The organism is Bacillus sp. ISL-46, assembly GCF_018613205.1.
In genome coordinates, this window is record NZ_JAGGQR010000108.1 from 51,287 (window position 1) to 76,589 (window position 25,303).

General features: G+C 39.7%; 23 protein-coding genes and 1 pseudogene. 8 read left to right on the top strand and 16 right to left on the bottom strand.

The genetic code is table 11. From position 1 onward, the window contains the following. Positions 1 to 179: 179 nt before the first annotated feature. The 3 genes from J7E67_RS30670 to J7E67_RS30680 form a co-directional block, all read right to left on the bottom strand. Positions 180 to 1,262, bottom strand: coding sequence for a sulfate permease (locus J7E67_RS30670; RefSeq protein ID WP_214733453.1), 1,083 nt, complete (start codon positions 1,260 to 1,262; stop codon positions 180 to 182). A 262-nt stretch (positions 1,263 to 1,524) separates the two neighbouring features. Next, positions 1,525 to 3,168, bottom strand: coding sequence for a flavin-containing monooxygenase (locus J7E67_RS30675; RefSeq protein ID WP_251027112.1), 1,644 nt, complete (start codon positions 3,166 to 3,168; stop codon positions 1,525 to 1,527). A 30-nt stretch (positions 3,169 to 3,198) separates the two neighbouring features. Next, positions 3,199 to 4,146 carry an alpha/beta hydrolase gene (locus J7E67_RS30680; protein ID WP_251027113.1) on the bottom strand — a complete coding sequence of 316 codons (948 nt, stop codon included), beginning with the start codon at positions 4,144 to 4,146 and terminating at the stop codon, positions 3,199 to 3,201. A gap of 145 nt (positions 4,147 to 4,291) precedes the next feature. Between J7E67_RS30680 and J7E67_RS30685 the strand changes: the two genes are divergently transcribed. Then, a complete protein-coding gene (locus J7E67_RS30685) occupies positions 4,292 to 4,987 on the top strand; it encodes a helix-turn-helix domain-containing protein (protein WP_214733455.1) in 696 nt (231 codons plus the stop codon). Positions 4,988 to 5,073: 86 nt separating this feature from the next. Here the strand turns inward: J7E67_RS30685 and J7E67_RS30690 are convergent, their stop codons facing one another. Continuing rightward, entirely contained in the window at positions 5,074 to 6,192 is a 1,119-nt protein-coding gene (locus tag J7E67_RS30690) for an NAD(P)/FAD-dependent oxidoreductase (protein WP_214733456.1), read from the bottom strand. Between the two features lie 389 nt (positions 6,193 to 6,581). On the opposite strand from J7E67_RS30690, the gene J7E67_RS30695 reads away from it, so the two are divergent. Beyond that, a complete protein-coding gene (locus J7E67_RS30695; protein WP_088087953.1) occupies positions 6,582 to 6,776 on the top strand; it encodes an alpha/beta-type small acid-soluble spore protein in 195 nt (64 codons plus the stop codon). A gap of 117 nt (positions 6,777 to 6,893) precedes the next feature. Further along, complete coding sequence (locus J7E67_RS30700; protein ID WP_214718187.1) at positions 6,894 to 7,730, top strand: SDR family oxidoreductase; 837 nt, start codon at positions 6,894 to 6,896, stop codon at positions 7,728 to 7,730. Here the strand turns inward: J7E67_RS30700 and J7E67_RS30705 are convergent. Beyond that, entirely contained in the window at positions 7,727 to 8,299 is a 573-nt protein-coding gene (locus J7E67_RS30705) for a DUF2062 domain-containing protein (RefSeq protein WP_214718186.1), read from the bottom strand. The genes J7E67_RS30700 and J7E67_RS30705 overlap by 4 nt on opposite strands. Positions 8,300 to 8,547: 248 nt before the next feature. Then, positions 8,548 to 9,186 (bottom strand): hypothetical protein, encoded by a 639-nt coding sequence (locus tag J7E67_RS30710; RefSeq protein ID WP_214718185.1) that lies wholly within the window; start codon positions 9,184 to 9,186, stop codon positions 8,548 to 8,550. A 198-nt stretch (positions 9,187 to 9,384) separates the two neighbouring features. Between J7E67_RS30710 and J7E67_RS30715 the strand changes: the two genes are divergently transcribed. Then, positions 9,385 to 10,980, top strand: a complete 1,596-nt coding sequence (locus J7E67_RS30715) for an acetolactate synthase large subunit (protein ID WP_214733457.1) — start codon at positions 9,385 to 9,387, stop codon at positions 10,978 to 10,980. Between the two features lie 137 nt (positions 10,981 to 11,117). Here J7E67_RS30715 and J7E67_RS30720 read toward each other — a convergent pair whose 3' ends face one another. From J7E67_RS30720 to J7E67_RS30745, 6 genes and pseudogenes are all read right to left on the bottom strand, one after another. Next, positions 11,118 to 11,678 (bottom strand): hypothetical protein, encoded by a 561-nt coding sequence (locus tag J7E67_RS30720; RefSeq protein WP_214718182.1) that lies wholly within the window; start codon positions 11,676 to 11,678, stop codon positions 11,118 to 11,120. Between the two features lie 228 nt (positions 11,679 to 11,906). After that, positions 11,907 to 12,338: pseudogene (locus J7E67_RS30725) on the bottom strand (isocitrate/isopropylmalate family dehydrogenase); the annotation flags it as partial. A 180-nt stretch (positions 12,339 to 12,518) separates the two neighbouring features. Further along, entirely contained in the window at positions 12,519 to 14,459 is a 1,941-nt protein-coding gene (locus J7E67_RS30730) for an FUSC family protein (protein WP_214733459.1), read from the bottom strand. A gap of 174 nt (positions 14,460 to 14,633) precedes the next feature. Beyond that, on the bottom strand, positions 14,634 to 16,817 hold the full coding sequence (locus J7E67_RS30735; protein ID WP_214733460.1) for a malate synthase G: 2,184 nt from the start codon (positions 16,815 to 16,817) through the stop codon (positions 14,634 to 14,636). A 92-nt stretch (positions 16,818 to 16,909) separates the two neighbouring features. Continuing rightward, a complete protein-coding gene (iscB, locus tag J7E67_RS30740; RefSeq protein ID WP_214733461.1) occupies positions 16,910 to 18,142 on the bottom strand; it encodes an RNA-guided endonuclease IscB in 1,233 nt (410 codons plus the stop codon). A 584-nt stretch (positions 18,143 to 18,726) separates the two neighbouring features. Next, on the bottom strand, positions 18,727 to 18,900 hold the full coding sequence (locus tag J7E67_RS30745; protein WP_214718169.1) for a hypothetical protein: 174 nt from the start codon (positions 18,898 to 18,900) through the stop codon (positions 18,727 to 18,729). Between the two features lie 212 nt (positions 18,901 to 19,112). Between J7E67_RS30745 and J7E67_RS30750 the strand changes: the two genes are divergently transcribed. Both J7E67_RS30750 and J7E67_RS30755 read left to right on the top strand, forming a co-directional pair. Next, complete coding sequence (locus J7E67_RS30750; protein WP_214718168.1) at positions 19,113 to 19,622, top strand: DUF2243 domain-containing protein; 510 nt, start codon at positions 19,113 to 19,115, stop codon at positions 19,620 to 19,622. Beyond that, positions 19,609 to 20,424, top strand: coding sequence for a cytochrome c oxidase assembly protein (locus J7E67_RS30755; protein WP_214733462.1), 816 nt, complete (start codon positions 19,609 to 19,611; stop codon positions 20,422 to 20,424). The genes J7E67_RS30750 and J7E67_RS30755 overlap by 14 nt, the downstream gene beginning before the upstream one ends. A gap of 48 nt (positions 20,425 to 20,472) precedes the next feature. Here the strand turns inward: J7E67_RS30755 and J7E67_RS30760 are convergent, their stop codons facing one another. Beyond that, complete coding sequence (locus tag J7E67_RS30760) at positions 20,473 to 21,195, bottom strand: DUF2161 domain-containing phosphodiesterase (protein WP_214733463.1); 723 nt, start codon at positions 21,193 to 21,195, stop codon at positions 20,473 to 20,475. A 218-nt stretch (positions 21,196 to 21,413) separates the two neighbouring features. Here J7E67_RS30760 and J7E67_RS30765 point away from each other — a divergent pair, with 218 nt between their 5' ends. Then, positions 21,414 to 21,926 carry a CBO0543 family protein gene (locus tag J7E67_RS30765; RefSeq protein ID WP_214733464.1) on the top strand — a complete coding sequence of 171 codons (513 nt, stop codon included), beginning with the start codon at positions 21,414 to 21,416 and terminating at the stop codon, positions 21,924 to 21,926. 73 nt (positions 21,927 to 21,999) lie between these two features. Here the strand turns inward: J7E67_RS30765 and J7E67_RS30770 are convergent, their stop codons facing one another. Beyond that, positions 22,000 to 22,500, bottom strand: a complete 501-nt coding sequence (locus tag J7E67_RS30770; protein WP_214733465.1) for a hypothetical protein — start codon at positions 22,498 to 22,500, stop codon at positions 22,000 to 22,002. A gap of 207 nt (positions 22,501 to 22,707) precedes the next feature. Between J7E67_RS30770 and J7E67_RS30775 the strand changes: the two genes are divergently transcribed. Beyond that, a complete protein-coding gene (locus J7E67_RS30775) occupies positions 22,708 to 23,001 on the top strand; it encodes a hypothetical protein (RefSeq protein ID WP_168244300.1) in 294 nt (97 codons plus the stop codon). A gap of 126 nt (positions 23,002 to 23,127) precedes the next feature. Here the strand turns inward: J7E67_RS30775 and J7E67_RS30780 are convergent, their stop codons facing one another. Together J7E67_RS30780 and J7E67_RS30785 are read right to left on the bottom strand one after the other, a co-directional pair. Then, the gene (locus tag J7E67_RS30780; RefSeq protein WP_214733466.1) at positions 23,128 to 23,727 is read right to left on the bottom strand and encodes a class I SAM-dependent methyltransferase; all 600 of its coding nucleotides are present in this window, start codon (positions 23,725 to 23,727) and stop codon (positions 23,128 to 23,130) included. Positions 23,728 to 23,976: 249 nt separating this feature from the next. After that, positions 23,977 to 25,299, bottom strand: a complete 1,323-nt coding sequence (locus tag J7E67_RS30785; RefSeq protein WP_214733467.1) for an aspartate aminotransferase family protein — start codon at positions 25,297 to 25,299, stop codon at positions 23,977 to 23,979. Positions 25,300 to 25,303: the final 4 nt, after the last annotated feature.

Consider the following 25,303-nt stretch of genomic DNA (forward strand, 5'->3'; position numbering starts at 1 on the left):
TTCATTCCTTCCATATTGAAAAAGTGCTTTTTAAGAATTTTATATTTTGATTTAGCAACTAAATAGTATGTAAACAGGCTTTCACAAATCTATTTTACTACTTGTATTTTATTAATGAAATTAAAAAACTCTGTGGAAATAGATTCCCAACAGAGTTTTTAACCAGCAAAACCTATTACTTATATTCCGCCTCCATCATCATGGATGGTACTGTTTTCCTTGCGAATGGTCGCTGAAAGGCTGATCACACCCACGGTTGCGATCAATGTACTTACAATGATAATAATATTATAAATATTAATCTTAACTAAGAGATTAATCAGGATATAAGAAATAACAAGCGAAGCTAAAGGTGAGATTAGCCAGACTTTTAGAATCCTTTGAATGACTGATTTTTGCCAAATACCTAACCCCTTTTGTGAGGCACCCACACCTAATATTCCACAAGTCGTTACTTGGGTGAGAGGAATTGGCAAACCAAACAGTGATGCGACAATAACGAGGGTTCCTCCTGTAAAGGAAACCGCACTCCCTTCTAGCAAGGAGAGTCTGGTGATTTTCTTCCCATTCGTTTCAAGCACCTTGCTCCCTAGTAAAATAGCTCCGATTGAGACGAATAAACCGCCGATCCAGATTCCTTTACTCGTTGAAATCATCCCAGCCCCTACTAGCGGGCCAACGGCATTTGCTACATTATTCATCCCAGCTGAAAAGGCCTCTAAACAGCCCCCTATGACTAGTAATACCGCCAGCCATTTTTTCCATTTTCCATTCTTAGTTAAACCGACCCAACGCTTTTCAGCAGAGGATATCAACTTTCCAAGTCCAAAGGTAATGAGAAATGAGACGATTGGAACTAACACCCAGAAGGAAACAATCACCAAAAGATTATTTAAATATAAACTTTTAAAAGCGATCCCAGCACCTACAATCGATCCAACGGTAACCTCACTTGTCGATAAAGGGATCCCTAACAGATTTGCAATAAACAATGTCAACGTAGCTCCTGCAAGGATAAGGACGACTAATTTAATCGTTAGGAGATTGGAAGGAATAATTCCCTCGCCAATCGTTTTCACAACCTCCCCACCACCAAGTACAGCACCTAGAAAAGCTGCTAACGCAACCAAAATCATGGCCAAGCGCTTACTCTTTATGGCATCTGCACCATAGGCCGATCCCATTGATGCTGCCGTCCCACTTGCTCCAATATTCATCGCAAAGAAAAAAGCAATAATAAAAGCAATAGACGTCCAAACCATGTATAATCTCTCCTTATGTACCCTATCTATTAAACTGGTAAACACGCAACCAATTTTAAACTCCCAATTCATACTATTCAGGTAGGAATAATTTAGTATTTTGTTTATTATACATTCCCAAATCACATTAATCAATCAATAATTTCAGATGTCTTCAAATTTTCAAAAAATAACTTTTTACCTATTTTTAAAACCCATTTTTTGAAAATAAAAAAAGAGTCCGAAGACTCTTTTTTTGTAGTAATTTGGATTCATACATCCACTAATGTGATGCTGTCTTAGTTGAACTCTTTAATGAAAATCCCTCGTACCCTTTAGCAGCGATTTCGGTACACTTTTGGCGATAGGCGCCGACTCCGCCTACATAAATCAGGAAGCCACGCGGCTTGCCTGGGATATTCGCCCCTGTGTACCATGAGTCAGTTTTAGTATAAAGCGTGGATTCGGCTACTTCTCTGCAATGGGTACTCCAAGCTTCTTCCGCCTCAACAGTCGCCTCAATCGTTTCCACACCATTCTTATTCATATACTCAATACAATCCGCAATCCATTCCACATGCTGTTCAATGGAGACAGGCATATTACTCAGCACAGAAGGACTTTCAGGACCAGTAATCATAAACATGTTCGGAAAACCAGCGTTTGCAATCCCTAGGTATGTCCTCGTCTGTGCTCCCCCAGCCCATTTCTCTTTCAGTGACACCCCGTTTTTACCCCGAATATCCATCTTCAATAAAGGCCCAGTCATTCCGTCGTATCCTGTGGCAAAAACAATCGCGTCCAGTTCATATTCCGCTTCCGTGGTCCGGATCCCTTTTAGAGTAATCTCCTCAATAGGTGCTTTCTTTACGTCTACCAAGGTGACGTTTTCACGGTTATAAGTTTCGTAATAATTCGTGTCAATGATTGGCCGTTTTGTACCATAAAAATAACTTGGTAAAAGCTTTTCAGCCACCTCCGGGTCATCGACAATCTTACGGATCTTGGAGCGGATAAATTCGGCAGCCGTTTCGTTGGCTGCATCATTAATAAGCAGGTCATAATAGGCAGTAAAAATGCCTAATCCACCCTTCTCCCATGCCTCCTCGTATACACGCTCTCGCTCTTCAGGTGTAACCTCCAGCGCTGACTTAGTAGGTGGTACCATTGGCTGGCCTCCCTGGGATTCACGCATTTGTCGTTTTATCTCGCTGAAATTTTCTTTAGCCTGCCGGATATACTCCGGGTCGTACGGATGATTTCTAGCTGGGGCACAATACTGTGGAGTTCGTTGGAAAACGGTAAGGTGTTCGGCCTCTTGAGCGATGACTGGGATGGCTTGGACGCCAGTTGAACCCGTGCCAATAATGCCGACTCGCTTACCCTTGAAATCTACCTTTTCGTGCGGCCAATGTCCAGTGTGATACCACTTGCCCTTGAAATTATTGATCCCGTTAAAGTTTGGTACATTGGCAGCAGAAAGGCAGCCGACTCCTGTGATGAAGTATTTCGCTGATACACTAGTTCCATCGTTCAAATGGATCATCCATCTATTATTCTCTTCGTCATAATGGGCAGCCAAAATACGAGTCTTAAACTGGATGTCACGACGGAGATCAAACTTGGTTGCTACAAAATTTAGGTAACTTAGTATTTCCGGCTGCTCAGGATATCGAGAAGTCCAGGTCCATTCCTTATAGAGTTCTTCTGAAAAAGTGTAGTTATAATAGATGCTTTCCGAGTCACAGCGTGCTCCGGGATACCGGTTCCAATACCATGTACCGCCAACACCATCACCCGCCTCGAAAACACGGGTAGAGAAACCAGCCTCACGTAAGCGATGAAGCGTATACAATCCCGAAAACCCTGCCCCAATAACAACAGCGTCGTAGTTGGCAACTTGATTTGACTGTTTAGTAGATTTCAATATTCCTACCTCCCGCATCTAATATAATCGTTAAACCCTGCTGACTTTTTGGTCAATTTCACTTAAAAACTTGGCAAATCTAGAAATTGATTCTTTAATTCGCTCTGGAAATACCGCCATATTCGTAAAATAACCATGTACTAAACCTGATTCGATAATCGTTTCAACCTTGACCCCTGCATCTTTAAGACGCTCAGCATAGGCTAAACCTTCATCCCTTAGGACATCATTTTCTGCGGTAATAACGTAAGCTGGCGGGAGATTGCTTAAATCCTCTGCCAATAATGGAGCAATATATTTATTTTTTGTATCCTCATCATTGTTAATATAATAATTTCCAAACCAAATCATTAAGTCTCTATCAAGACCAAATCCAGTTTGGAACTCTTGATATGACTTGGTGTCGTACCCGAGGGCCGTTACAGGATAAATAAGAACCTGGGCAGCGATGTCTGGACCATTTTGTTCTTTGGCGATTAACGAAACGACGGCTGAAAGATTTCCACCTGCACTGTCACCGCCAACAACTAGATTGGAAGCGTTTCCATTTATCACCTCAGCATTTTCACTAACCCATTTTAATGCCGCATAGGAATCCTCTACAGGGATTGGAAACTTATATTCAGGTGCAAGCCTATAATCGACAGAAACGACAACTCTGCCAGTTCGATTAGCAATCATTCGGCAACTTGGATCTGCTGTCTCAAGATCCCCAATTACCCAGCCACCGCCATGGTAATAGACAAATAGAGGAAATGGTCCTTGACCTTCCGGTGTATAAATTCTCACCTTAATCTCGGCATCATCGGCGACAGGAATCATTCTGTCCTCTATCTTCGCAAGCGGGGCCAGCTCTACCTCTACGGGAGGGGCTAATGAAAACATTTCTCGTACTGTCTGTGCATCTAATGACTGGATTAATGGCATCTGGCTGAACATTTCTAAATAAGCTTTTGCTTGCGGGTCTAAATTGGCCAAAAAACATCTTCCTTTCCTAAATGGGAATTTTTCAACTTTTAAAAAAAAGATTTTCCTAAAAGTGTATCTTAAGGATATATTTTTTTGTATAATTTGAATATTCCCAATTTTAGACGTGCTATATCCCTATAAAGGAGATGATAATATGACATCTCAGTATACCTTACAGCATCGAATTCACGATTTGGAGGAAGCCACCTGCCACGAAGAAAGATTATATAAAATTCTCGAAGTATACATGGACCTTTATCCTGTCATGAATGCCTATTTATTTAGATTTTCTCCGTTAGGGTTTCTTGGTGAAGGAATCATCTCATTGTCATCTGCTGGTATGGTCCATATTGGGGATATTCGGGATGATATCCGTTCCCTGCCGATCATTTACTCAGCCATTAATGAGAAGAAAGCAAAGTATTGTTCTGGTATTGAGTATCTAAAGCAAACAAGTAGTAAATACATAACTTCTTCAAGTGTAAGTTCGATTGTAGTTGTACCTATTTGTTACCGATCGGTTATTATTGGATATATTTGCTCAAATGAGTTCGTGAAAGAATCTTCAATTGATGATAAACATCTTGTCTCATTAACCCTTTATGGCAAAGAAGTTGGAAAGTTTTTAGAAAAATTCGATAGTGTGGAAGACCCGCAAGTATTAAGTAAGCGGGAACTAGAAGTTATGAGGAGAATTGCCTGGGGAGAAAGCACAAAGGAAATGGCCGATTCGATGGAAATCAGCGAATTAACGGTAAAACAATATGTGAAAACGGCAATTAAAAAGCTTGGCGTTCAAAATCGTTCCCATGCAATTGGAGAGCTTTTCCGGAGAGGAATACTTTCGTAGTTTTTTGAAAGCGCTTTATTTCCCAAAGTAACTTACCTTAGATTAGATAAACTGGAGTATCAGCACCCAAGTGGGTGCTCTTTTTATTACTCATCAAGTGCCACGGCTACTTCATAGCAACTCAGGTCAATCTCTGTTTGTTTTCCTAAAACAAGCTTTGCTAGTTCCACGCCGAGATACGGTCCACTCGTTAATCCTGAAGCCCCTAATCCATTGGCTAAATAGATTCCTTCATAATCAGGTAAAGCCCCAATCACAGGCAAAAAGCCAGGGGTGAACGGCCGAAAACCGACTCTTGTTTCAAGATACGTACCTGCAGCTAATCCAGGTGCTACTTCTAGGGCTTTGCTTAATATTTCATGGATTCCTCCTGCCGTTACACGATTGTCAAATTCAGCCTCATTTTCATGAGTCGAGCCGACGACGACCCGGCCATTATCAAAGGTAAGAATGTAATGGTTTTGGGGTGGAATAACAACCGGCCATTGGCTCGTATCTGTTTCAGGCAACTCAAGGTGGATGATTTGTGCCTTTTGTGGTTTGACTAAAAAATGAACTCCTAATGGCTGTAAAAGCTCTTTAGACCATGCACCTGCCGTAACAATGACCTGATCCGCTAAAAATGTTGAATCATCAAGTATAATGCCAACCACTTTGTTTCCCTGCATTGCTAGGGAGGCATTCCCGTTACGGAAAGTAACTCCATGCTTGATCGAGGCGCGGATTAATGACTCACGTAATGCTCTTCCATTTACCCGTGCTCCTCCACTAACATGAACAGACCCATACTCTTCAGATAACGGCGGGAAAAGCCGCTTTGTTTCAGCAGGTGAAAGAATGGTTATCTCCCCCATTTCGGGTGCATCGTCCCTTCGTTTCCGTGCTCGTTCAGCCATTTGTTCGAGTTTACTCATTTCTGTATGAAGACTAATTGCCCCTACCCGTTGATAGCCCGTTTCTTTCTCTCCATCTGCTTCCAATTGAGCAATTAATTCTGGATAGTAACGAGCTCCTCCTTTTGCTAACTGATACCATGCTTTGTTTCGCCGCTGCGAAAGCCAAGGACAAACAATCCCCGCTGCTGCATCAGTGGCCTGCCCGGGATCCATACGATCCACTAATGTCACCTCTGCCCCTAATTGTACAAGGTGATACGCTGTTGACGCCCCGAGAATTCCTGCTCCTATAACTACTATCTTCTGCATATTACACCTTTTCCGCACTTTTTAAAAAAAGGACTTAATGATTTCTTGTTCATTCATACATTCTGTACAAATGTATTCAATTTCTAGAGCATCTTCGCGTACCATGTGCTCTGTTTCTTTACCGCACTTTTCACAATAAAGATTTTTGGGGAATTCTATCATAATTACATCACTCGCTTTTTTATATAATGTTTACAACTATAAGTGTAATGTTCCCCATGATAGCGTATTTTAGCAAAAGGCTGAGGAATTTACTGCGATGTCATTAATAAATTTTAGCATTCATTGATTCAAAAGAACCAACTTATAATGAAATGGAACAAAATCGGTTAAATTATATACGAGCAATTTTTCATTGCTCAAAAAAACTTCGTCGGGAGTGATGTATCATGGCCAGAAACAAACTATTGGTTCCTGGAGCAGACAATGCTTTAGATCAAATGAAAGAAGAAATTGCCAACGAGTTTGGAGTTCAACTGGGTGCTGATACGACCGCACGAGCAAATGGTTCAGTCGGAGGCGAAATGACGAAACGACTTGTCGCTTATGCTGAACAAACCCTTCAAAATCATCAAAATCAATAACAGGTGATTCCAAAAAGAGGCTGTCCCAAGTATTTTGGGGCAGCCTTTTTCCATTTTGCTATACAAACTTCTCTATTTTAAGTTTAAATAGAACAAAAGGAAGAAAAGGAGCCCATCATGACACAAAAAACAGCCATCGTTACAGGATCTTCAAGCGGCTTCGGTTTGTTAACCGTGATTGAACTGGCATTAAAAGGATTTATAGTGATTGCAACGATGAGAGATGAAAACAAAGCGCAGCCCCTACTAGAACTTGCAAAAGAAAACCAGGTAGAAAATTTCATTCATGTCCTCCCGCTTGATGTTACATCCACGGAATCCATTCTTCTTTTAAAAGGCAAATTGGAGAAATATCCCTCTATAGATGTGTTAGTCAACAATGCGGGTTATGCACTTGGAGGTTTTAGTGAAGAGCTCTCAATCGAGGATTATCGGCTTCAATTTGAAACCAACTTTTTCGGATTGATCGCCGTAACACAGGCAGTCCTTCCATTAATGCGGGCAAAGAAACAAGGCAGGATTATTAACATGAGCAGTATCAGCGGGAGATTCGGTTTCCCAGGATTATCTGCATATGTCGCATCCAAGCACGCTCTTGAGGGTTATAGTGAGAGCTTACGACTGGAACTTAAACCATTTGGGATTGATATATCCTTAATTGAGCCTGGATCCTTTCAAACCAATATTTGGGCAAGCGTGGATGGGATGGGGGTCAATGCGGAGTCCCCGTACGCATCCTATATGGAGAAGATACTAAATGAAATTGAAGGTGGAAAAGCTGGGCATGGCAATCCAATCGAGGTAGCCAAACTGGCTGCACAAATTGCCTCGCAGCCGAAATCACCTGACCTCCGGTATCCAATCGGGGCTGGTGTAAAGAATATGCTTACCATAAAAAATTTCCTGCCGTGGAAGCTTTTAGAATCAATCATCTTTAAGAAGCTAAAACCTTAGTTATTAGCAGCATCGATGATAACGAGAGGATTTTTTCGAGATGCTTGTTTATCACGAATTCTCGTAAGTCTTTTCGTTTTTTCTTTTTCGTAAAAATAATGAACAAGGAAGTACGAGATGACTCCAAGGACGATCCCAAAAATAGTCATTCCAATTAACACATGGACTCCGCCATGAAGAAGACTGACAACGCCTCGGAAATCCCCTTGCAATAATTGTTCAAACGAAAATGGTGTCTTATGACCGATTTGCCCGTTAAATGGATAGATGAGTTTACCAATTTTCTTGGCAAAAGGTAAAAGAAGAACAGGAAGAAAGGATAGTTTTCCAATGACATTTCCGATGATTGCTGCAGGCAATGAACCTCTAGCTATCCGGACCATCGGTAAAAACACAATATAAATAAGGGATGCAGACGATAGAACGACCATTTCCAAACCAAAGCCAATCGCAAATCCCAAGGAAACTTTTTTCGCTCCACCGGGAGAACGTAACAGTTTGATAAAATTCAACTTAAAAGCTCGTCCAATTCGTTGAAAAATATTATGCTTTTTATGTTTTAAGTTCATAGGAATACTTCCTTTTTTCGACAGATTTTCATCCACAGCTTCCAATTAATTCGAGGTTTCAACTCGTTAGTACGATTACCATTATCATAACACTAAAAATAGAATAATTAAGGTCTAAATTGTGAATTGTAAGCGAATTCACAATTTACCAAGGGTAAATTTTCCTCTCCTAATCGTTAGGACATTTAAATGAATGTTCTTATTATTCCTTACTTGATAAAAATAAGCCGTGATAAGGTAAGAAAAAATCACCCTTCACGGCCGTTTAACAGAAGAGTCAATTCATGATCAGGGAATTGATCTTTAATGCCTGGTTTGCTTTGAAAATAAGCGAAGATTTCTTCATTTGAATAATTTTTTGATAATCCCTTAATAATAGTTTTTAAATAGGCAGGGGAAGGCTTCTTCCATTCGACCTCATTAATATCCCATGGGGCTGTAAAGGTGTAAATGGGAAAGCCATTTTCATCTCCCAAATACAGTATATTTCCATACCAGGAATGGCGGTGGAATACTTTTGAACCCTTCTGTTTAACCTCATGTAAATCAATCTCAAAATTTAGTCCATTATTTTCTTGTTTGACGACATCTAGAAACTGTTCGCCCGTAATTAGATATTTCTTACTATAGGTATGGTTTCCTTTGTCTTGGTTCAATCCGATAAAGGCTACTCCTTGAGATTCCCATCTAGCCGCTTCTTTGGCGAAGTAAAGGGGCAGGTCTATGGTGAAGGTTGACTCGTCTACTGGAAGGGAAGGATCTTTACATCCTATCTCAATTTGGGCGGATCCCTCAGGTTGACCACCTTTTATATAACATAAGAATCGGTCGGCATTAATATTGGAACCATAACTTGCATACCAGACATATTGTTGTTTTTCATTCAATTATTTATCACCTTTTTCTAAGTTACCCATTATTTTCTTTTAATTGTAACACTACCATGACCAGACTTCTGCTGCTTCAGAGACTCCGTTGTGGAAATTTTCCGATTAAACTTTCTAAAGCCCGGAGAGGTTGAAAAATCCTATCAGCGGTAACCATAGAAAACATAGGATAAAAATCAAGGTTTTTTGGAGGATCAGATGAAAGTAACAGATGTACTCGTCCATTGTTTAGAAAACGAAGGTGTGGAATATGTGTTTGGGATCTTCGGCACGGAGACACTCGATCTTGCTGATTCATTATCAAAATCAACACAAATTCAGTATGTGAATGTCAGGCACGAGCAAGGGGCTGCTTTTATGGCCGATGTTTATGGTAGATTATCAAAAAAAGTCGGCGTTTGTTTATCGACGTTGGGTCCAGGAGCAACAAATTTATTGACTGGTATTGCCAGCGCTCAGCTCGATCATTCACCCGTGGTGGCATTAATTGGACAAGCTGGCGTGGAACGTCACCATAATGAATCACATCAATATATAGATATAGCTAAATTGTTTGAGCCGACAACAAAGTGGAGCACTCAAATCAAGGAATCCCAGACTGTCCCCACGATTATTCGAAAAGCATTCAGAGTGGCAAAAATGGAGAAACCAGGTTCGGTCGCTATTACGTTACCGGAGAACTTTTCCACTCAAATGATTCCTGGGAAGCCTTTGCCGGTAACATCTTTGCCTGAAAGTGTCCCAGTTAATGAGGCACTCGTAGCAGCAACCACACTTATTAAACAACACCTAAAACCATTTATTATCATTGGTAACGGAGTAATCAGGCAGGAGACATATCCTGAGTTGCTGACCTTTATCAATACCATTCAATCTCCTGTTACCCACAGTTTTATGGCAAAAGGTGTGTTACCGAAGGAACACCCGCTGAATTTCTTTACGTTTGGATTTAATGAAAACGATGAAGTTTTACCAGGCATGGAGGAAGCAGATTTACTGATTGTTATCGGCTTCGACTTTGTTGAAAAACTGCCGAAAGACTGGAATCCTAAGAAACTTCCGGTTCTACATATCGATACTTTACCTGCCGAAATAAATGAATATTACCCTGTCGGGGTTGAGCTGGTCGGGAACATTAAGATGACACTCCAAATGCTTAATCAATCAGAGCTCCCAACTAAATCCTGGGTACCTTCTGGGGAACTTAAAGAACAAATAAAGACTGCTTATCAAATCGACCAAGATCAGCCAGACTCCAGCACACTGCCCTATACAATTGAAAATGTTCTCCATTGTATTGAAAGTCTTACTTCAGAGAACACAATTGTGATTTCTGATGTCGGTTCCCATAAGGTTTCAATCGCCCGTACCTATCAGCCCAAAATGCCAAACCAGTTAATCATCTCAAACGGTCTAGCTTCAATGGGAATTGCCATACCAGGTGCCATCGGAGCAAAACTGGCTTGTCCAGATGACGACGTTATTTGTATTACTGGTGATGGCGGCGCGCTCATGAATTTTGCAGAATTAGAGACGGCCAAACGTCTAGGACTCTCTTTCCTCATTATTGTTTTAAATGACTCAATGTTAAAACTTGAGGTTCAGCAAATGAACAAAATGTTTGGAGAAAACTACGGAGTCACCTTCCAGAACCCGGATTTTGTTAATTTAGCTGCTAGCTTCGGTATTAAAGGAATAAGAGCCAGCACCCTTGGTGAATTTGAAAACATCCTCAAAGAGGAGCTGCAGCCCCTAGAGGAAATCGTTGTAATCGAGGTTGCCATGCAAAATTGACCCTAGCCTGGAATATGGACAACTCCTTTTTGAATAAGTAGATAGGAATGAAATGTACATTGCCGACTTTGGAATCTTTAAACCACCAGGAACAAATATAGGGGCTGCTCCTAACACAGGTGTGATTTGGAGGGTTACTAGTTTATAAACTTCTTAAACCTTTTTAAAAATGTTAACCCAATAACAACCCAAATCCAGTTATAAAAGAAAGAAAACAAAAAAATACTGCCTGTTGTTAGGATGGAAAAAGAACCAGAAACAGTTGGACCCAAGACTGGGAATCTAAAAACATATAAAAGGTTGATTATTCCAATCGTTAAAAAAGTAGCCCCAAAAGCAATTATGCTTATTCTTTTCTTGAGAAAATAGAAAGCGATTCCGGTCCCCAGCCCTAACAAGCCAGTGGTAAAGGGGAAGATAATTAATTCACTAGGTTGAAGGATTAAAAGCAATAGATTGGTAAGGAAATAGGACATGGCGCCAAGTGGAAGGGAGAGGATCGAACAGAATAGAATGGGAGCGGTCGCAAAAGGGCTGATAAAATAACCCATTACAGGTAAAGAACCACCTGCTGCCTGGAGAACAGCTGCAATGCTAGCAAATAGTGCAGCTAGAACAAGGCGTTTTGTTTTAGAATTTTGTTTGAAGACTAATTGCGCTGAATGAATATCATCCAAAATTGATTTGAACAAATACATCGGTTCCACCTCGTTTTTTTCGTTTCTTTTCATTCAATATATTATTATTTATTGGTGATGGAACCGATGCGTAATTTAAATTAGAAATTGAAACGATAACATATTAGTTTATTATTAACTTCCTAATAATCTCTTCTGTTACTTCTCCTGTTGAATGACTTCCTCCAAGGTCTGGTGTTAAGATGCCCTCATTGGTGACGTTTTCAATAGTATCTAGTAATAAAATTAGATTCTCCCGCCAACTGAACTGTATTCTCCTTCACTATTTTCCCTGACGACCATTAAATCAAAGTCTTTGGGGTTAATCAACGGCGATTTCACACCTTTAAGTACTTTCGCAGGTCTAATATTAATGACCTGTTCGAATTCTCGTCTTATTTTAATGAGAAGTCCCCAAAGTGAAACATGATCTGGAACGAGTTTGGCGTTACCCACGGCCCCAAGAAAAATAGCATCAAACTCTTTTAATCTTTCAAGTCCATCTGCGGCCATCATTGCTCCATTTTTCAAATAATATTCACACCCGTACGGAAAATGGGTGAATTCAAACTTAATGCCGCCATGGATATTTGCTATTGTATCCAACACTTTAATTGCCACAGGTACAACTTCATTTCCAATTCCATCCCCAGGTATAGATGCAATTTTTAAATTCTTCATCTTTCCACCACCTTTAATTAGTATCGATTCAGTCGACAGATCGCATGAATATTTTTACATTACATGAATATCATAACACTTTTTTAAAATATAAAAATACACAGAAATATGAAATAATTTTTTGTTATAGTCACCTATTGTAAACATCGCTATAGGTCCTTCTTTTACTTTAACAGAAACTCAACTTTCCATTTGAAGCGACTTTTGCAGGCTGATAATTTCACTTTGAATGCTAGGAAATGCTTCGATGTTAGGTACAGTTTTTAAAGAAGGCGAACGTTTTCGAGCGGTGGCATTGGCCATCGTTTCACATATATAAAGCAATTGGGAAAGTGTTTCATCTGATAGAATTGGACGTTCTTCGGTTCTTGAACAATTTTCTAGTAAATATCCTAAATGCTCGATCGAAAAAATTACCGGCCAGTAGTATTCCACTGCTTTTTGATTAACCGGAATCTCGCCTGCAGCTGTAGTATATAACGTAATTAAATTAATAATATTCGTACGCATTTTTCTTAATTCTCTACTCTCCGAAGCAATAAAACCTTCTCCTTGATCTGAAAAGAGGATGATCAAAAATTGAGCCTGACTTCGGATGGTTTTGGTGATTAAATGTGGCAGTCGACTAGAGGCTGATCGCCTCCCTACTAACCATACACCGATGAGACCTATACTAATTCCGATCAACACATCGATTAATCTGGGCGAGGCAAAATAGGAAAAGCTAAAACTTCCATGACTCGTGCTTTCTGCCATTAATAATGCATTCGGTGTAAAAAATAAGGCTGCCAATCCATAATTCTTTACAATAAAAAGTTCCGTAATAAACGTCAATAGTAAAACGAAAAAAGCAATAATGTAACCATCTGGGTGCATAGCAAGAATGAAACTAGCAATTAAAATACCAATGATGGTACCCAATCCTCTTTGAATGGCACGATGATAGGTCGCAACAATGGTAGAGCCTGACAAAACAGCTACACAGGATAAAGGGACCCAATAGGACCGTACAAATGCAAACTGAAAGGCAATAATTGCAGCGCTGGTCGTAATAACGCCGAATCGTATCGCCGTAATAAAAACAATCGAGTGTTTATCAAAGGAACCCATAAAAATAGTCTTAAAGGAAGGTTTGGAAATTCGAATCGTTTGATTTATTTTAGATGTTGGTTCATTCATGATGGCATCCGCATCATAAACGATTGTAAATAATTGAGCCACCTTTTCATCCATAACTGAAGGCTGAAGAATTTTTTTTGAAAAACTTTCTCCCTTTTTCTTATGGTCTAGTGAATGAGCCATTTCCCGGATAGTTTGACCCAATTCTGGTGGGAAGTTGGAATGACTATCTGAAAAATTTTCAAGGGCATACAAAAATATTTGATTGGCATGATCGTTTAATACGTATAAACGATTAAAGAGATCCGTTGTTCGACAAGGGATATACCCTGCTGCCAATGTTTCTTCAGCTTCTTTCAAAACGGACATAACTCGATGTCTCGGAATAGAAAATTTATTTGTACCAACGGAATCGAGAAACGCAGCCAATTCCAAATAAACTCTTTGGACGACCCCTGTTTCTGGGCCGTGTGGATTGAAGAACCAGCCAAACATGGCAATCATCCACGATAGGGTTCCACCAAGAAAGACAAGAGCGGCTCGTAACGGGGCAAGCTCTGGTTGGATTGGCATCCCAGTAGTCATCGAAAAAACCAACACAAAAAAGATGGCAGAGGGTCCCGTTATTCGTAATGCACCAAAAATAAAAATAGCAGCTGCTCCAATGATCCCCATTAAAATGGCGATAGCAAGCGGATATGGAGCAGATAGTGTCCCTAATACTGAGACCAAACACATGCCAAGAATGACAAAAACTAGCTTTTTTGCCCGCTGAGCATAGGGGATATTAAATACATAAAGATAGGTAAAGCCCCCCATCCCGGCTAACAATCCATATTCTAAATTACCAAATAATAATCCAATAATAACAGGGAGTGCTGCAGCAATACCTGCACAAAATGCCTTTAGCCAGGGAAATGGCTTCTTATTCACTGCCATCGATTGCTTTATAATAGTTAGGAATTTAGATTTAGAGGCTCCTGCTTTGTGGCTTTCTTCCATCCTGATCGCTTCTTTCCAACATTAGTAAAGTTTCCTTCTGTTCCATATTACTCATTCCTATTTACTCCTTAAAAGGTAATGTATCAAAGCTATTTTTCCTTATGTTGACAGTTTCATTCATCAAAAAAAGCAACTACATCTGTAACCATGTAGTTGCTTGTGATTTTGGCACTATTAATTGTGGTGCTCGACTCTCCATTTGGCTTTAGCTTCAATACGGCGACGATGCAAAATCGGCTCAGTGTAGCCGTTTGGCTGATCATAGCCTTTAAATACTAAGTCGCACGCTGCTTGAAATGCAACAGATTGATCATAATCTACAGCCATCGGGCGATAGGCCGGGTCACCTTCATTTTGGCGGTCCACTACTTTCGCCATCCGCTTTAACGTTTCTTGAACCTGTTCCTTCGTACAAATACCATGGTGCAGCCAGTTAGCGATATGCTGGCTAGAAATCCTTAGCGTGGCACGGTCCTCCATCAAACCCACATGATTAATATCTGGTACTTTCGAACAGCCAACGCCCATTTCTACCCAACGAACGACATAGCCAAGAATGCCCTGGGCATTGTTATCAAGCTCCTGCTGAATTTCTTCAGCGGACCAGTTGGTCTTTTCGGCAGCAGGGATCGTTAAAATCTGATCTCTTAAATCCTGAATATCCTTTGCTAACTCATCCTGCACCTTTGAAACATCTAACTGATGATAATGAAGGGCATGCAGGGTTGCAGCTGTTGGTGATGGAACCCATGCAGTCGTCCCGCCCGCTTGCAGGTGGCCGATTTTTTGCTTGATCATTTCAGCCATCAGGTCCGGCATCGCCCACATTCCTTTACCAATCTGGGCCCGGCCTTTGAGTCCAGTGGCGAGTCCGATAAAAACATTGGATTTTTCATAGCTTTGCAGCCAAGTTGAAAACTTCATTTCGTTTTTGCGAATAACTGCTCCTATTTCCATTGAAGTATGGATCTCATCCCCGGTCCGGTCCAAGAAACCAGTATTAATGAAGACAATTCGATCTTTTACTTCACGAATACAATTCTTCAGATTCAAAGACGTCCGGCGCTCTTCGTCCATCACACCAATCTTTAGCGTATTCCGTACAAGACCAAGCATGTCTTCCACGCGATTAAACGTTTCGTTGGCAAACGCCGCTTCTTCGGATCCATGCATTTTCGGCTTTACGATATAGATCGATCCCTTAGACGAGTTTTGATATTTTCCATTCGCCAAAAGAGAATGCTTGGCAATTAAACTGGTAAGGACCGTATCCATTAACCCTTCTGGTACCTCGTTCCCATCCTTATTAAGAATTGCATGACTCTTCATTAAATGGCCGACAATACGAACAAACATAAGCGATCGCCCTTTTAAGGCGAATTCTTCACCTGATGGGGATGTATATTGTCGATCAGGCTGGAGAGATCGCGTGATCGTCTTTCCATTCTTAGTTAGAGCAGCCGTCAAGTCCCCCTTCATCAATCCGAGCCAATTTGAATAAACAAGCACCTTATCCTCAGCATCAACGGCGGCAACGGAATCTTCACAGTCCATAATCGTGGTTAATGCCGACTCTATGAAAATATCTTTAATACCCGCCAGGTCTGTTTTACCAATTGGATGGCTGCGGTCGAATTGGATTTCAAAATAGAGACCATTATTTTTAAACAAAATGGAGGAAGGTTCTTCTGGATTCCCCTGATACCCGAATAGTTTTGTTTCATCTGAAAGCCCTTTGGTTGAGCCATTGCGGAGTAAAACTGCTAATCTCCCATTCACAATCGAATATTTAACAGCTTCCTTATGGGAAAATTGGTTAAGTGGTATGGCTTGATCAAGAAACTCCCTTGCAAAAGCAATTACTTTTTCCCCTCGAACTGGATTATAGCCAGCATTTCGCTGGGCACCGCCGTCCTCACTTATTGCATCCGTTCCATATAATGCATCGTAAAGGCTTCCCCACCGGGCGTTAGCTGCGTTTAAGGCATAGCGGGCATTATCAACAGGAACGACAAGCTGCGGTCCTGCTTTTAAGGCTACTTCCTCATCGACATTTTCAGTAGTAATTTGAAAGTCTGCTGCCTCAGACTCTAAATAGCCAATTTCCTTTAAAAATGATTTATAATTTTCAAAGTGGAAGGATTTATTTATTCGGTGCCAGGCATTGATTTGATGTTGAATGTCATCCCTTCGAGCTAATAGCTGATTATTTTTCGGTGTCAAATCAGCAAAGAGTGTCTCGAAATCAGCCCAGAACTTTTCGCGGTCCAAGCCAGTTCCAGGTAAAGCGTCCTCGTTAATAAACTGATAAAGTACATCTGCTACTTGAAGATTACCTATTTTTACATAGTTTGACATCATTCAATTTCCTGGTAACAAAAAATGTAATAAAACGTACACTTTCCTTATTTTGTTACCAGAATTCACCTCCTTAATAATTTAACTTAACTTCAAAACCAATATATTTTGTTAAATCGCCATAATAATGTAAGCCTAGAAAGACCATATCTTTTCAAAATCTTTCCCTCTATCGTTGTCATGTTACATTGATTTTTTTCTGGATATAAAGCGGTGATATACGCCAAATACCTTTCTCCATTGCGTTTCGTATATTTAACAAAATCCCTGTGATGAAAACCATTTACCGACTCTATTTTTTTATTGGAGTGCTTTCTCATTGGTTTTATCGCCCAATTTTTGATTTCACATTGTTCAGGCCTAACATTTGAATGACAAATAACAATAGCATCATTGGCGTGTGTCTTCTCAATTCCCCAATCCATGCGTTTGTTTGCAGTATCCCCTCCAGTTGTTATAGATAATTGGGATATTTTCTTTAATTCATTTTGAATATAGGTTTTCCCTTGCATAACATGCATGGCATCACTGTACGAGATCTTTTTGCCTTTTACTTTTTGATAGAATCTCATACAATGGTTTAACTCATCGCCAGTTACCTTTCCATGGCAGGTGGAACAAAGGGTGATTAAGTTATGAAGGGAATCACTGCCGTTTAGTCGCCTTGGGGTAATGTGGTGCACTTCCATTCGGGAATTTGTCAATCCACAATCCTGGCAAGTATTGTGGTCACGAATCACTGCTGCTTTTCGAATGTTTTCATCTAAGCGATTGCTTTGTTGATATTCCCATTTGTATGGTTTAAAGCCTTTTTCCAATGCTCGGATATCAATTAAGACATCTTCTAAGAAAATACGGTCGATTCGTATCCACTTGTGGAGTTGTTTGACCACTCTTAAAATAGAATCCTTCTTTTGTTTAATACTTGCTGGAATTCGTCCTTCTCGTTTGGAAGAAGATCGATTATCAAATCGTGCGGGTCTGTATTTTTTATGTTGCCTTCTGTATCGACGGTACCCTCGTCTTACGGCAATTTTTTCTTTGACATTTGTACGAAGTTCAATGGTTCCTCTAAATACAGGTTTATTTCTGGTGTTGCATTTTTGTACTAAAGCAATACCTACAAATTTCGAACCATCGTCAATGCCTAGATGAACGGATGTTGAGTCGATTTCATCTACAGGGATTTCTTTTTTTAGCTGAATCACCATGGGAAATTTGCTTTTCAATGCAGCTTTCTGTTTCCGAATTAAATACCATGCACGATTTTCTTTTGTTGGAGATAACTTGTTGCCTTTTGCATCTAACACAAAACAATGGGTCATTTCTGACCAGCCTCCGTTACGGGAATTTTCCTCCTTGCCAAAGTCAATGGACAGGACATGCTATTTCGGTGGTAAGTTTCCAAACCCTAGGAAACGGTCTTCCTCCTAGCTAACAGAGCAGCAGACTGGTGGACACATCCGCAGGTGTTTCTTTACCTTATCCACTAACGTAGTTCATCGTGCTATTTCCTTTTCAGTAAACTACACTCACCTAGGCTTGAGAGCACGAATGAGCTTCATACAAAATGATTGGGTTCCATTTTAGTATGATTTAGATGAATTTGTTATGATTTTTCTCTTACTGATTCGAGCTCCTTATGTAGCTTAAACTTTTACAACCACTTAGTAATCTGTGATTCTATTCAAAATGAACAAATAAGAATCTTTATTAACCTTTACCCCCTTTCTCCTCTCCGCCAAAAAATATGAAGCGCTTCCTTTATTATACAATAATTGAAACAAGAAAAAACCTTGCAGTATGCAAAGTTATCTTTTAATACGATATCCGTTAAAAATGGGAATGATGTCAGCAACAATTACCGTCAGATGCTGCCCGAGGTCTGTATCACTTATTAAATCTATAATTACTTAGCCGAAAGGATTTTGATTTCATTTTCAGCCTCAACCATCCTGCCAAATCGATAGCCTTCAATCAGTACATGCCGCTCATGATCACTTAGTCGACGCTTCCATTTCGTTTCTAAAAAATAGATGACTTCGTTATAAAGAATTTCCTGATATTCAAAAGGTTTATTCATAAATAAGTCTCCTTCCTATCTTTATCGCCCTATGCTTAACAGTCTTGACAAATTGAGGAGAAATTAAAAATAAGAATTTTTATCCACCCATTTTAGCTATCAACTCAATAAGATAACTTTAAGGACAGGCACTCTTCTGGAAACCTGTTTATTGTTAATACATTTAGGGTAAATTGAAATGCAGAAGAATTAGTTGGATAAAGGAGAAGAAAATGGAACAGAAAAATAAGATTACTAATCACAAGAATTACCCTGCATACATAAGTCGAAATCTCTGGTCTGGCATTCTGTTTGGCATTGGACTGGTCGCTTTTATAGACGAAACTATTTTTCATCAATTACTGCATTGGCATCATTTCTACGATAAATCTACGACTACGATTGGACTAGTCTCTGATGGATTTTTTCATGCGTTTAGCTGGTTTGCGACAGTTGGGTCATTATTTATGGTTGCCGACCTTCGCCGCCGTAGTGGATGGCTGCTACCGAGGTGGTTGGGCAGTGTATTGCTTGGGGCTGGAGGATTCCAATTATATGATGGAACCATCCAACATAAACTGATGAGACTTCACCAAATACGCTATCAAGTAAATATCCTACCCTACGACATGGTGTGGTACACAACCTCTGTTCTGATGATTATTCTAGGCATCGTCCTCCTAGTTCGCACGAATAAGAGATATAAACCATCAGGAGTCCCCAAAGAAAATGCACATACATAATCACATACAACATGGTTCTGAAATGGGAATACCTGGCTTGATTCCCCAACTGATATTAACTCTGCCGTTTATTATGGCATTAGTGATCTATCTCTACGCAGTCATTCTAACTAAGCGACGGAAAAAATCATGGCGGTTTTTCCGAATGGTCTTGTGGATCGGAGGATTGTCCTGTTCCTTAGCTGCTATATCAGGACCTATGGCCGCTCGTTCCCATCAAGATTTCACGTCACATATGCTCGGCCATCTCCTTCTCGGGATGCTGGCACCACTTCTTATGGTCCTGGCCGCCCCAATGACACTAATTCTGCGAACATTAAACGTAAAGCAAGCACGGCTCTTATCCCGTATTATAAAAAGCAACCCAATCAGATTCATCAGTAATCCTATTGTAGCCTCACTCCTAAATGTCGGCGGCCTTTGGGTCCTCTATACAACTAGCCTATATCAAACGATGCAACATAACGCACTGCTTCACAGCGTAGTCCACCTGCATGTATTCCTTGCGGGCTATTTTTTCACAGCAGCCTTTATTTATACGGATCCCCACCCACACCGGACGAGTAATCTATTCCGTTCGAGCGTATTAATCATCGCCTTGGCATGCCACGGCATTCTTTCAAAATATATTTATGCTCATCCGCCAATGGGAGTTCCCGTTGCCCAAGCCAAAACGGGCGCTTTGCTTATGTATTATGGTGGAGATGCCATTGACTTGATTCTGATCACTATCTTTTGTTATCAATGGTTCAAAGAAACACGACCGCGAACGACCCAAGTATATTTTGAACATAGAGAGTAAAAAAGACTGTCCCAAGTAATTTTGGGGCAGCCTTTTAGGTAGTAGCAGTTAAGTAACCTGGTCGTCGCCTAAACTAGTTAAATAATAATTTATCAACTCCGGATATTCCTTGATTTCTTCTTTCCCCTTCTCAGTTATTACATAGATACCTCGTTTAATCCTTTCAAACCAACCATAATAGTTTTTAGTAAGGACCGAAGAAGTATTTTTTCCAGATCCCAATTGATTTAACTTTTTCGGGGATAATGGACCCAAATTTTCTAGGTAACACGCAATTTGGATGCAATTTTCTTTATAAGCTGTCATAATCTTGGTTCGATTACTGCCGCCCACATTATAGTCCGCACTTCGGCCGTTAATTTCCTTCATAATAGAATCTCGCTTGCGTTTGTTTTTGCGGCGAATAAATGGAGTGGGCTCGAAAATAATTTCTGCCCTTCCCCGTTTTCCTGGGCTCGAAACAACAATCATTCCCAGCTCCAGCCTGCGAATTAAATGGCATTTTTCTGTCCACCGTTTAGAATTTAAACGATGCTTCGGTTTCGGTATCGCCACATAAACTTTATCCGTAATACGCTGCCGTTTGGCCGCCTGTATTAGTAAATCCACACTTAGGGTGAGTTTTAATTCAATGACAACTAACTCTTCATCTTTCACTGCAACAATATCGCAGTCCTTCACTTCCCCGTAAACCTCATACCCTTCACGTAAAAAATAAGTCTGAATGGGTTTATATAAATCTATCTCTTGCAGCTTTTTTGTTTCCGTCACACGGTATCACCACCCAATGCAAACCTTTAGAATCATACTTACAAATGTAACCCATTTTTTCTTTTTGGAAAAGGATGTTTCACCGATGAAAGAACTTAATTCTTTAAATGATTTGTAGAATTTATAACTGAATTAAAAAATTTTATTATTACTCACCTATGGATGGTATATCTACTTTTGGGAAATATAGTATATATTAACTTCTAGGAGTGTACCTCATGATTGCCATCATCTATTCGGTTATTTGGATAATTGCTGCCTTTAAGTTCGCAGATCGTAATTGGAAGGTATATTATCCTACGATGCTTTTTGCTTCCCTAGGAGACGCATTATATGAACTCCTTTGTTATAAATATCAACTTTGGCAATTGGAACCCAATGGGATACAGTTTGCTATGATTCCGATATTGTTACTAACTTTGATTGGAATGCCCCTATCGACATGGGTTTACCTTTCCAAATATCCTTTTAGAAAAGGCGTCCTCTCTCAATCTCTTTACATCGCCTTTTTTACAAGTGTCTATATTGTTTTGGAATATTTTGCGGTGAAGGGCGGATCTATTACCTACCATCATCATTGGAATTTATTATGGTCCCTATTATTCGTAATGGTTATGTTCATGATCATTCGAATCCATTTTAAAAGGCCCATCCCCGCCCTTATCTTTTCTGCGATCTTTGCTATTTTTCTATGTTTCATCTTTGATGTTACCCTTGACAAAATGAAGTAATTTTAATTTCCGGTGTCAGTGCTCTACCGTCTGTCCACTTTCAGACGGAAGTATGCTGACTACACCAAAATCATTATGATTCTTGTTTTTCCCAAAATTCATAGATCAATTCTTGAAAAATTTCATTTATACTTTTCTTTTTATGTTTTTTAATCCACTCAACCTGGTCGATTGGCAGATTTAGTTTTAAACTAACATCCTCATTTGGCATTTCCACTTTTCTTATTTCTTCGATGGTAATGCCTTCTTCTATATTCGGAAACCAAGATTCATTTTCGTTTACCCGTTTGAAGTCTTGATATTCTTTGATATCATCGAGCGCACAGAATAAATTAAGTTGTGGCAAGCCTCCAGCCAGAATTTTTACATGCATAATGGAATTTATGATTCTCCTATCTTCAAATTCTATCTCAACAATTAGGTTTTCAACGGTTTTATATTTTTTTACAACAACCTCACTTACAATCAAATCCAATTCTAAGGTAAAGCCTGAGCTCGATTCAAAGATGTAAACCGCATTTCTAAATACATGAATACTCTCGCCATCGATTGTGACTGATTTTACAACTGCCATAAACCTTTCCTCCATACATTTGGTTCATCTATTAGTTCATTGAAACTACGCCTATTTTAAAGCGGTAATATTGATTCTCACTCTTTAAATTTACCATATAAATGAAGTGACAGTTGAATTTTTATTTCAACTTTTAATACTCAATAATTTTTATGCCAATGGGGAATATTAGAAGAGGCAATATATTGGAAAGAGGTGAACGAGTTAATGAATCAAGATCTTACAATTGATCCTAACCAAATGCCTAAATTCAATAGTCATGAGGAAGCAAGAGGTTGGTTTAAAGGGCAATTTGGCGACCGATTTTTACTAAGGATGACGGATATGAAAGATGGAAAAAGAGTGAATTTTTATCATCTCGTCAAAGACCCTGAGGTGTACAAGCCTTACATGGAGAGCTTTGCCAGCGTCGTTCAACATGAAATCACCAACATGGACGTCTTCAAAAGCTATACAACTATCGAAATTGATGACAATGGGAATGTTGAAATCAAGGATTAAATTTTGGGGGTTGACCCCAGGAGCGTTAAATCAATAAAAGATAAGAAAAAGAGACTGGCTGACTCAACAATGTTATTTTTAGACAACATTAGAGCCAGCCTTCCAATATGGAGACTCTTGAAAAAACTATGCTTTCTTATTATTTTTGGCTTCAGCAAAAACAAATAAATCACGATAATATTTTTGCACCTTTATTAATGAGATATCATGAGCCCTTAGTAAGTCTAAGGTATTCCTATTTAAACAGCATCCATCACAGATTTTTTTCCAAGCGGGAGTTAACCAGTCCTGGAGTGTGGATAAAAACCGATTTTGCATTTTTACATGCTCAAATAGTAGAATTTTACCTTCAGGCTTACATACTCGTTTCATCTCTAAAATGGCTATATCCGGATTTGGAATCGTACAAAATACAAGTGTTGCCACTACTGTATCAAAAGTATCCGCAGCAAAAGGCAGTTTTTCTGCACTTGCCTGAACGATTTCTATTGGGACTAGTGATTGCTTATGTTTCGATAAGGAACGCTCAATCATATGTTGACTCGGTTCAATCGCAGTCACTGTTTCTGCAGATTCATATAAAGGAAAATTAATTCCTGTACCCGACCCTAATTCTAGGACACTTCCCGTTGCCTTTGAAAGAAGTTCCTTGCGAATCCTCTTAAACTTCTTATTCTCCAACGGATTCATAAAAAAATCATACCAATTTGCAAATAAACGACTCAAAATTTTCAACTCCAAACAAGTAACCACAAAGGACTCAGATATATTTATTTTAACAAACGATGCCCGGTAAGGTTGCTACTAAATAATTAAAAGTATACCATTTTTCAGCTAATATCCTTGTATAATTTTCTTTCTTAAAAACATATTAGTTTACATAATATATTTATAATAAACTATTTTGCCTACACAAGACAAAATAAAAAGCGATGAGAGAAAAATCTCAACGCTTATCATTCTGTTTGCTGATTATTATTTTACTGGCTGCATCAATGTCGCTTCATACTCCGATAATGCTTCATCAAGCATTTGAAGCCCTTGATCAATTTGTTCCTTTGTAACGATTAACGGAGGAATCATTCGAATGACTTCCCCATGATTTCCGCACAGATAGAATAAAACACCTTTTTCAAGCGCGAGATCAAGAATTTTTAACAATCCTTCACCATTCGGTCCACCTGTCACTGGGTCAATGATTTCAATTCCAATCATTAAGCCAACCGCACGGATGCTGCCAATAACAGGGTGACGTTCTTTAATTCGTTCTAGCTGCTGAACGGCATAGCTTCCCATGTTTCGAGTGTTTTCAAGTAGGTTTTCCTCTTTCATTACTTCCAAGGTAGCTAGTGCAACGGAACATGCAATTGGATTTCCGCCAAACGTTGTCCCATGACTTCCGAGTGGCCATTGTTTCATTAATTCACTGGAAGAGACCGTCGCGCTAAGCGGAAGACCATTGGCAATTCCTTTGGCGATTGCCATAATATCTGGGGTTACATCAAAGGTTTGCGCTGCGAACCATTGACCTGTACGGCCAAATCCTGTTTGAACTTCATCAAATATCAATAAGATATTGTGGCGATCACAAATCTCACGAACTTTTTTTAACCAGCCCTTTGGCGGAACCACATAACCACCTTCACCGAGCACAGGCTCTAGAATCACACATGCGACCTCTTCCGGTGTTACTTGATGGCTAAATAATGATGCAAAATCTTTTTCTAATTTTTCGATCACATAGGTTTCAGGATCCATGCCTGCTGGACATTCTTTTACATTCGCATAAGGAACTTGATAGGTAAGTCCAGACGGTTGGATAAATTTCCGGTACTTGCTTTTCGATGTAGTCACACTTAATGCGCCTAAAGAACGACCATGGAAACAACCTGTAAAGGAAATGACATAAGGTCGTTTCGTCACATATTTTGCTAGTTTAAGAGCGCCTTCGATTGCTTCCGTTCCACTATTGGCAAAGAAAAAGCAATCAAGGTCCCCAGGTAAAATTTCAGCAAGTTCATCGGCTAAACGTAAAATCGACTCATACATAATCACGCCAGAAGGACCATGCATCAATCCATCTGCTGCATCTTTAATGGCTTGCACCACCTTTGGATGACGATGCCCAACATTTGTTACGGCTATCCCGGATGTAAAATCAAGATACTTCTTTCCATCCACTCCAAAGTAATAGCAGCCTTCCTCTTTAACAACTGGTAGATTTGGATGGTCCTTCGCCATGCTAGGTGCAAGTCGATTTGGCATATTTTTCACGAGGTGATCCCATTTGTTCTCCATACTT

Bases quoted from the DNA above. Each gene is read 5' to 3' on its own strand.
- J7E67_RS30670 (WP_214733453.1), bottom strand. From the start codon at position 1,262: ATGGTTTGGACGTCTATTGCTTTTATTATTGCTTTTTTCTTTGCGATG.
- J7E67_RS30685 (WP_214733455.1), top strand. From the start codon at position 4,292: ATGACATCTCAGTATACCTTACAGCATCGAATTCACGATTTGGAGGAA.
- J7E67_RS30690 (WP_214733456.1), bottom strand. From the start codon at position 6,192: ATGCAGAAGATAGTAGTTATAGGAGCAGGAATTCTCGGGGCGTCAACA.
- J7E67_RS30695 (WP_088087953.1), top strand. From the start codon at position 6,582: ATGGCCAGAAACAAACTATTGGTTCCTGGAGCAGACAATGCTTTAGAT.
- J7E67_RS30700 (WP_214718187.1), top strand. From the start codon at position 6,894: ATGACACAAAAAACAGCCATCGTTACAGGATCTTCAAGCGGCTTCGGT.
- J7E67_RS30705 (WP_214718186.1), bottom strand. From the start codon at position 8,299: ATGAACTTAAAACATAAAAAGCATAATATTTTTCAACGAATTGGACGA.
- J7E67_RS30715 (WP_214733457.1), top strand. From the start codon at position 9,385: ATGAAAGTAACAGATGTACTCGTCCATTGTTTAGAAAACGAAGGTGTG.
- J7E67_RS30720 (WP_214718182.1), bottom strand. From the start codon at position 11,678: ATGTATTTGTTCAAATCAATTTTGGATGATATTCATTCAGCGCAATTA.
- J7E67_RS30730 (WP_214733459.1), bottom strand. From the start codon at position 14,459: ATGGAAGAAAGCCACAAAGCAGGAGCCTCTAAATCTAAATTCCTAACT.
- J7E67_RS30735 (WP_214733460.1), bottom strand. From the start codon at position 16,817: ATGTCAAACTATGTAAAAATAGGTAATCTTCAAGTAGCAGATGTACTT.
- iscB (WP_214733461.1), bottom strand. From the start codon at position 18,142: ATGACCCATTGTTTTGTGTTAGATGCAAAAGGCAACAAGTTATCTCCA.
- J7E67_RS30745 (WP_214718169.1), bottom strand. From the start codon at position 18,900: ATGAATAAACCTTTTGAATATCAGGAAATTCTTTATAACGAAGTCATC.
- J7E67_RS30750 (WP_214718168.1), top strand. From the start codon at position 19,113: ATGGAACAGAAAAATAAGATTACTAATCACAAGAATTACCCTGCATAC.
- J7E67_RS30755 (WP_214733462.1), top strand. From the start codon at position 19,609: ATGCACATACATAATCACATACAACATGGTTCTGAAATGGGAATACCT.
- J7E67_RS30765 (WP_214733464.1), top strand. From the start codon at position 21,414: ATGATTGCCATCATCTATTCGGTTATTTGGATAATTGCTGCCTTTAAG.
- J7E67_RS30770 (WP_214733465.1), bottom strand. From the start codon at position 22,500: ATGGCAGTTGTAAAATCAGTCACAATCGATGGCGAGAGTATTCATGTA.
- J7E67_RS30775 (WP_168244300.1), top strand. From the start codon at position 22,708: ATGAATCAAGATCTTACAATTGATCCTAACCAAATGCCTAAATTCAAT.
- J7E67_RS30785 (WP_214733467.1), bottom strand. From the start codon at position 25,299: ATGGAGAACAAATGGGATCACCTCGTGAAAAATATGCCAAATCGACTT.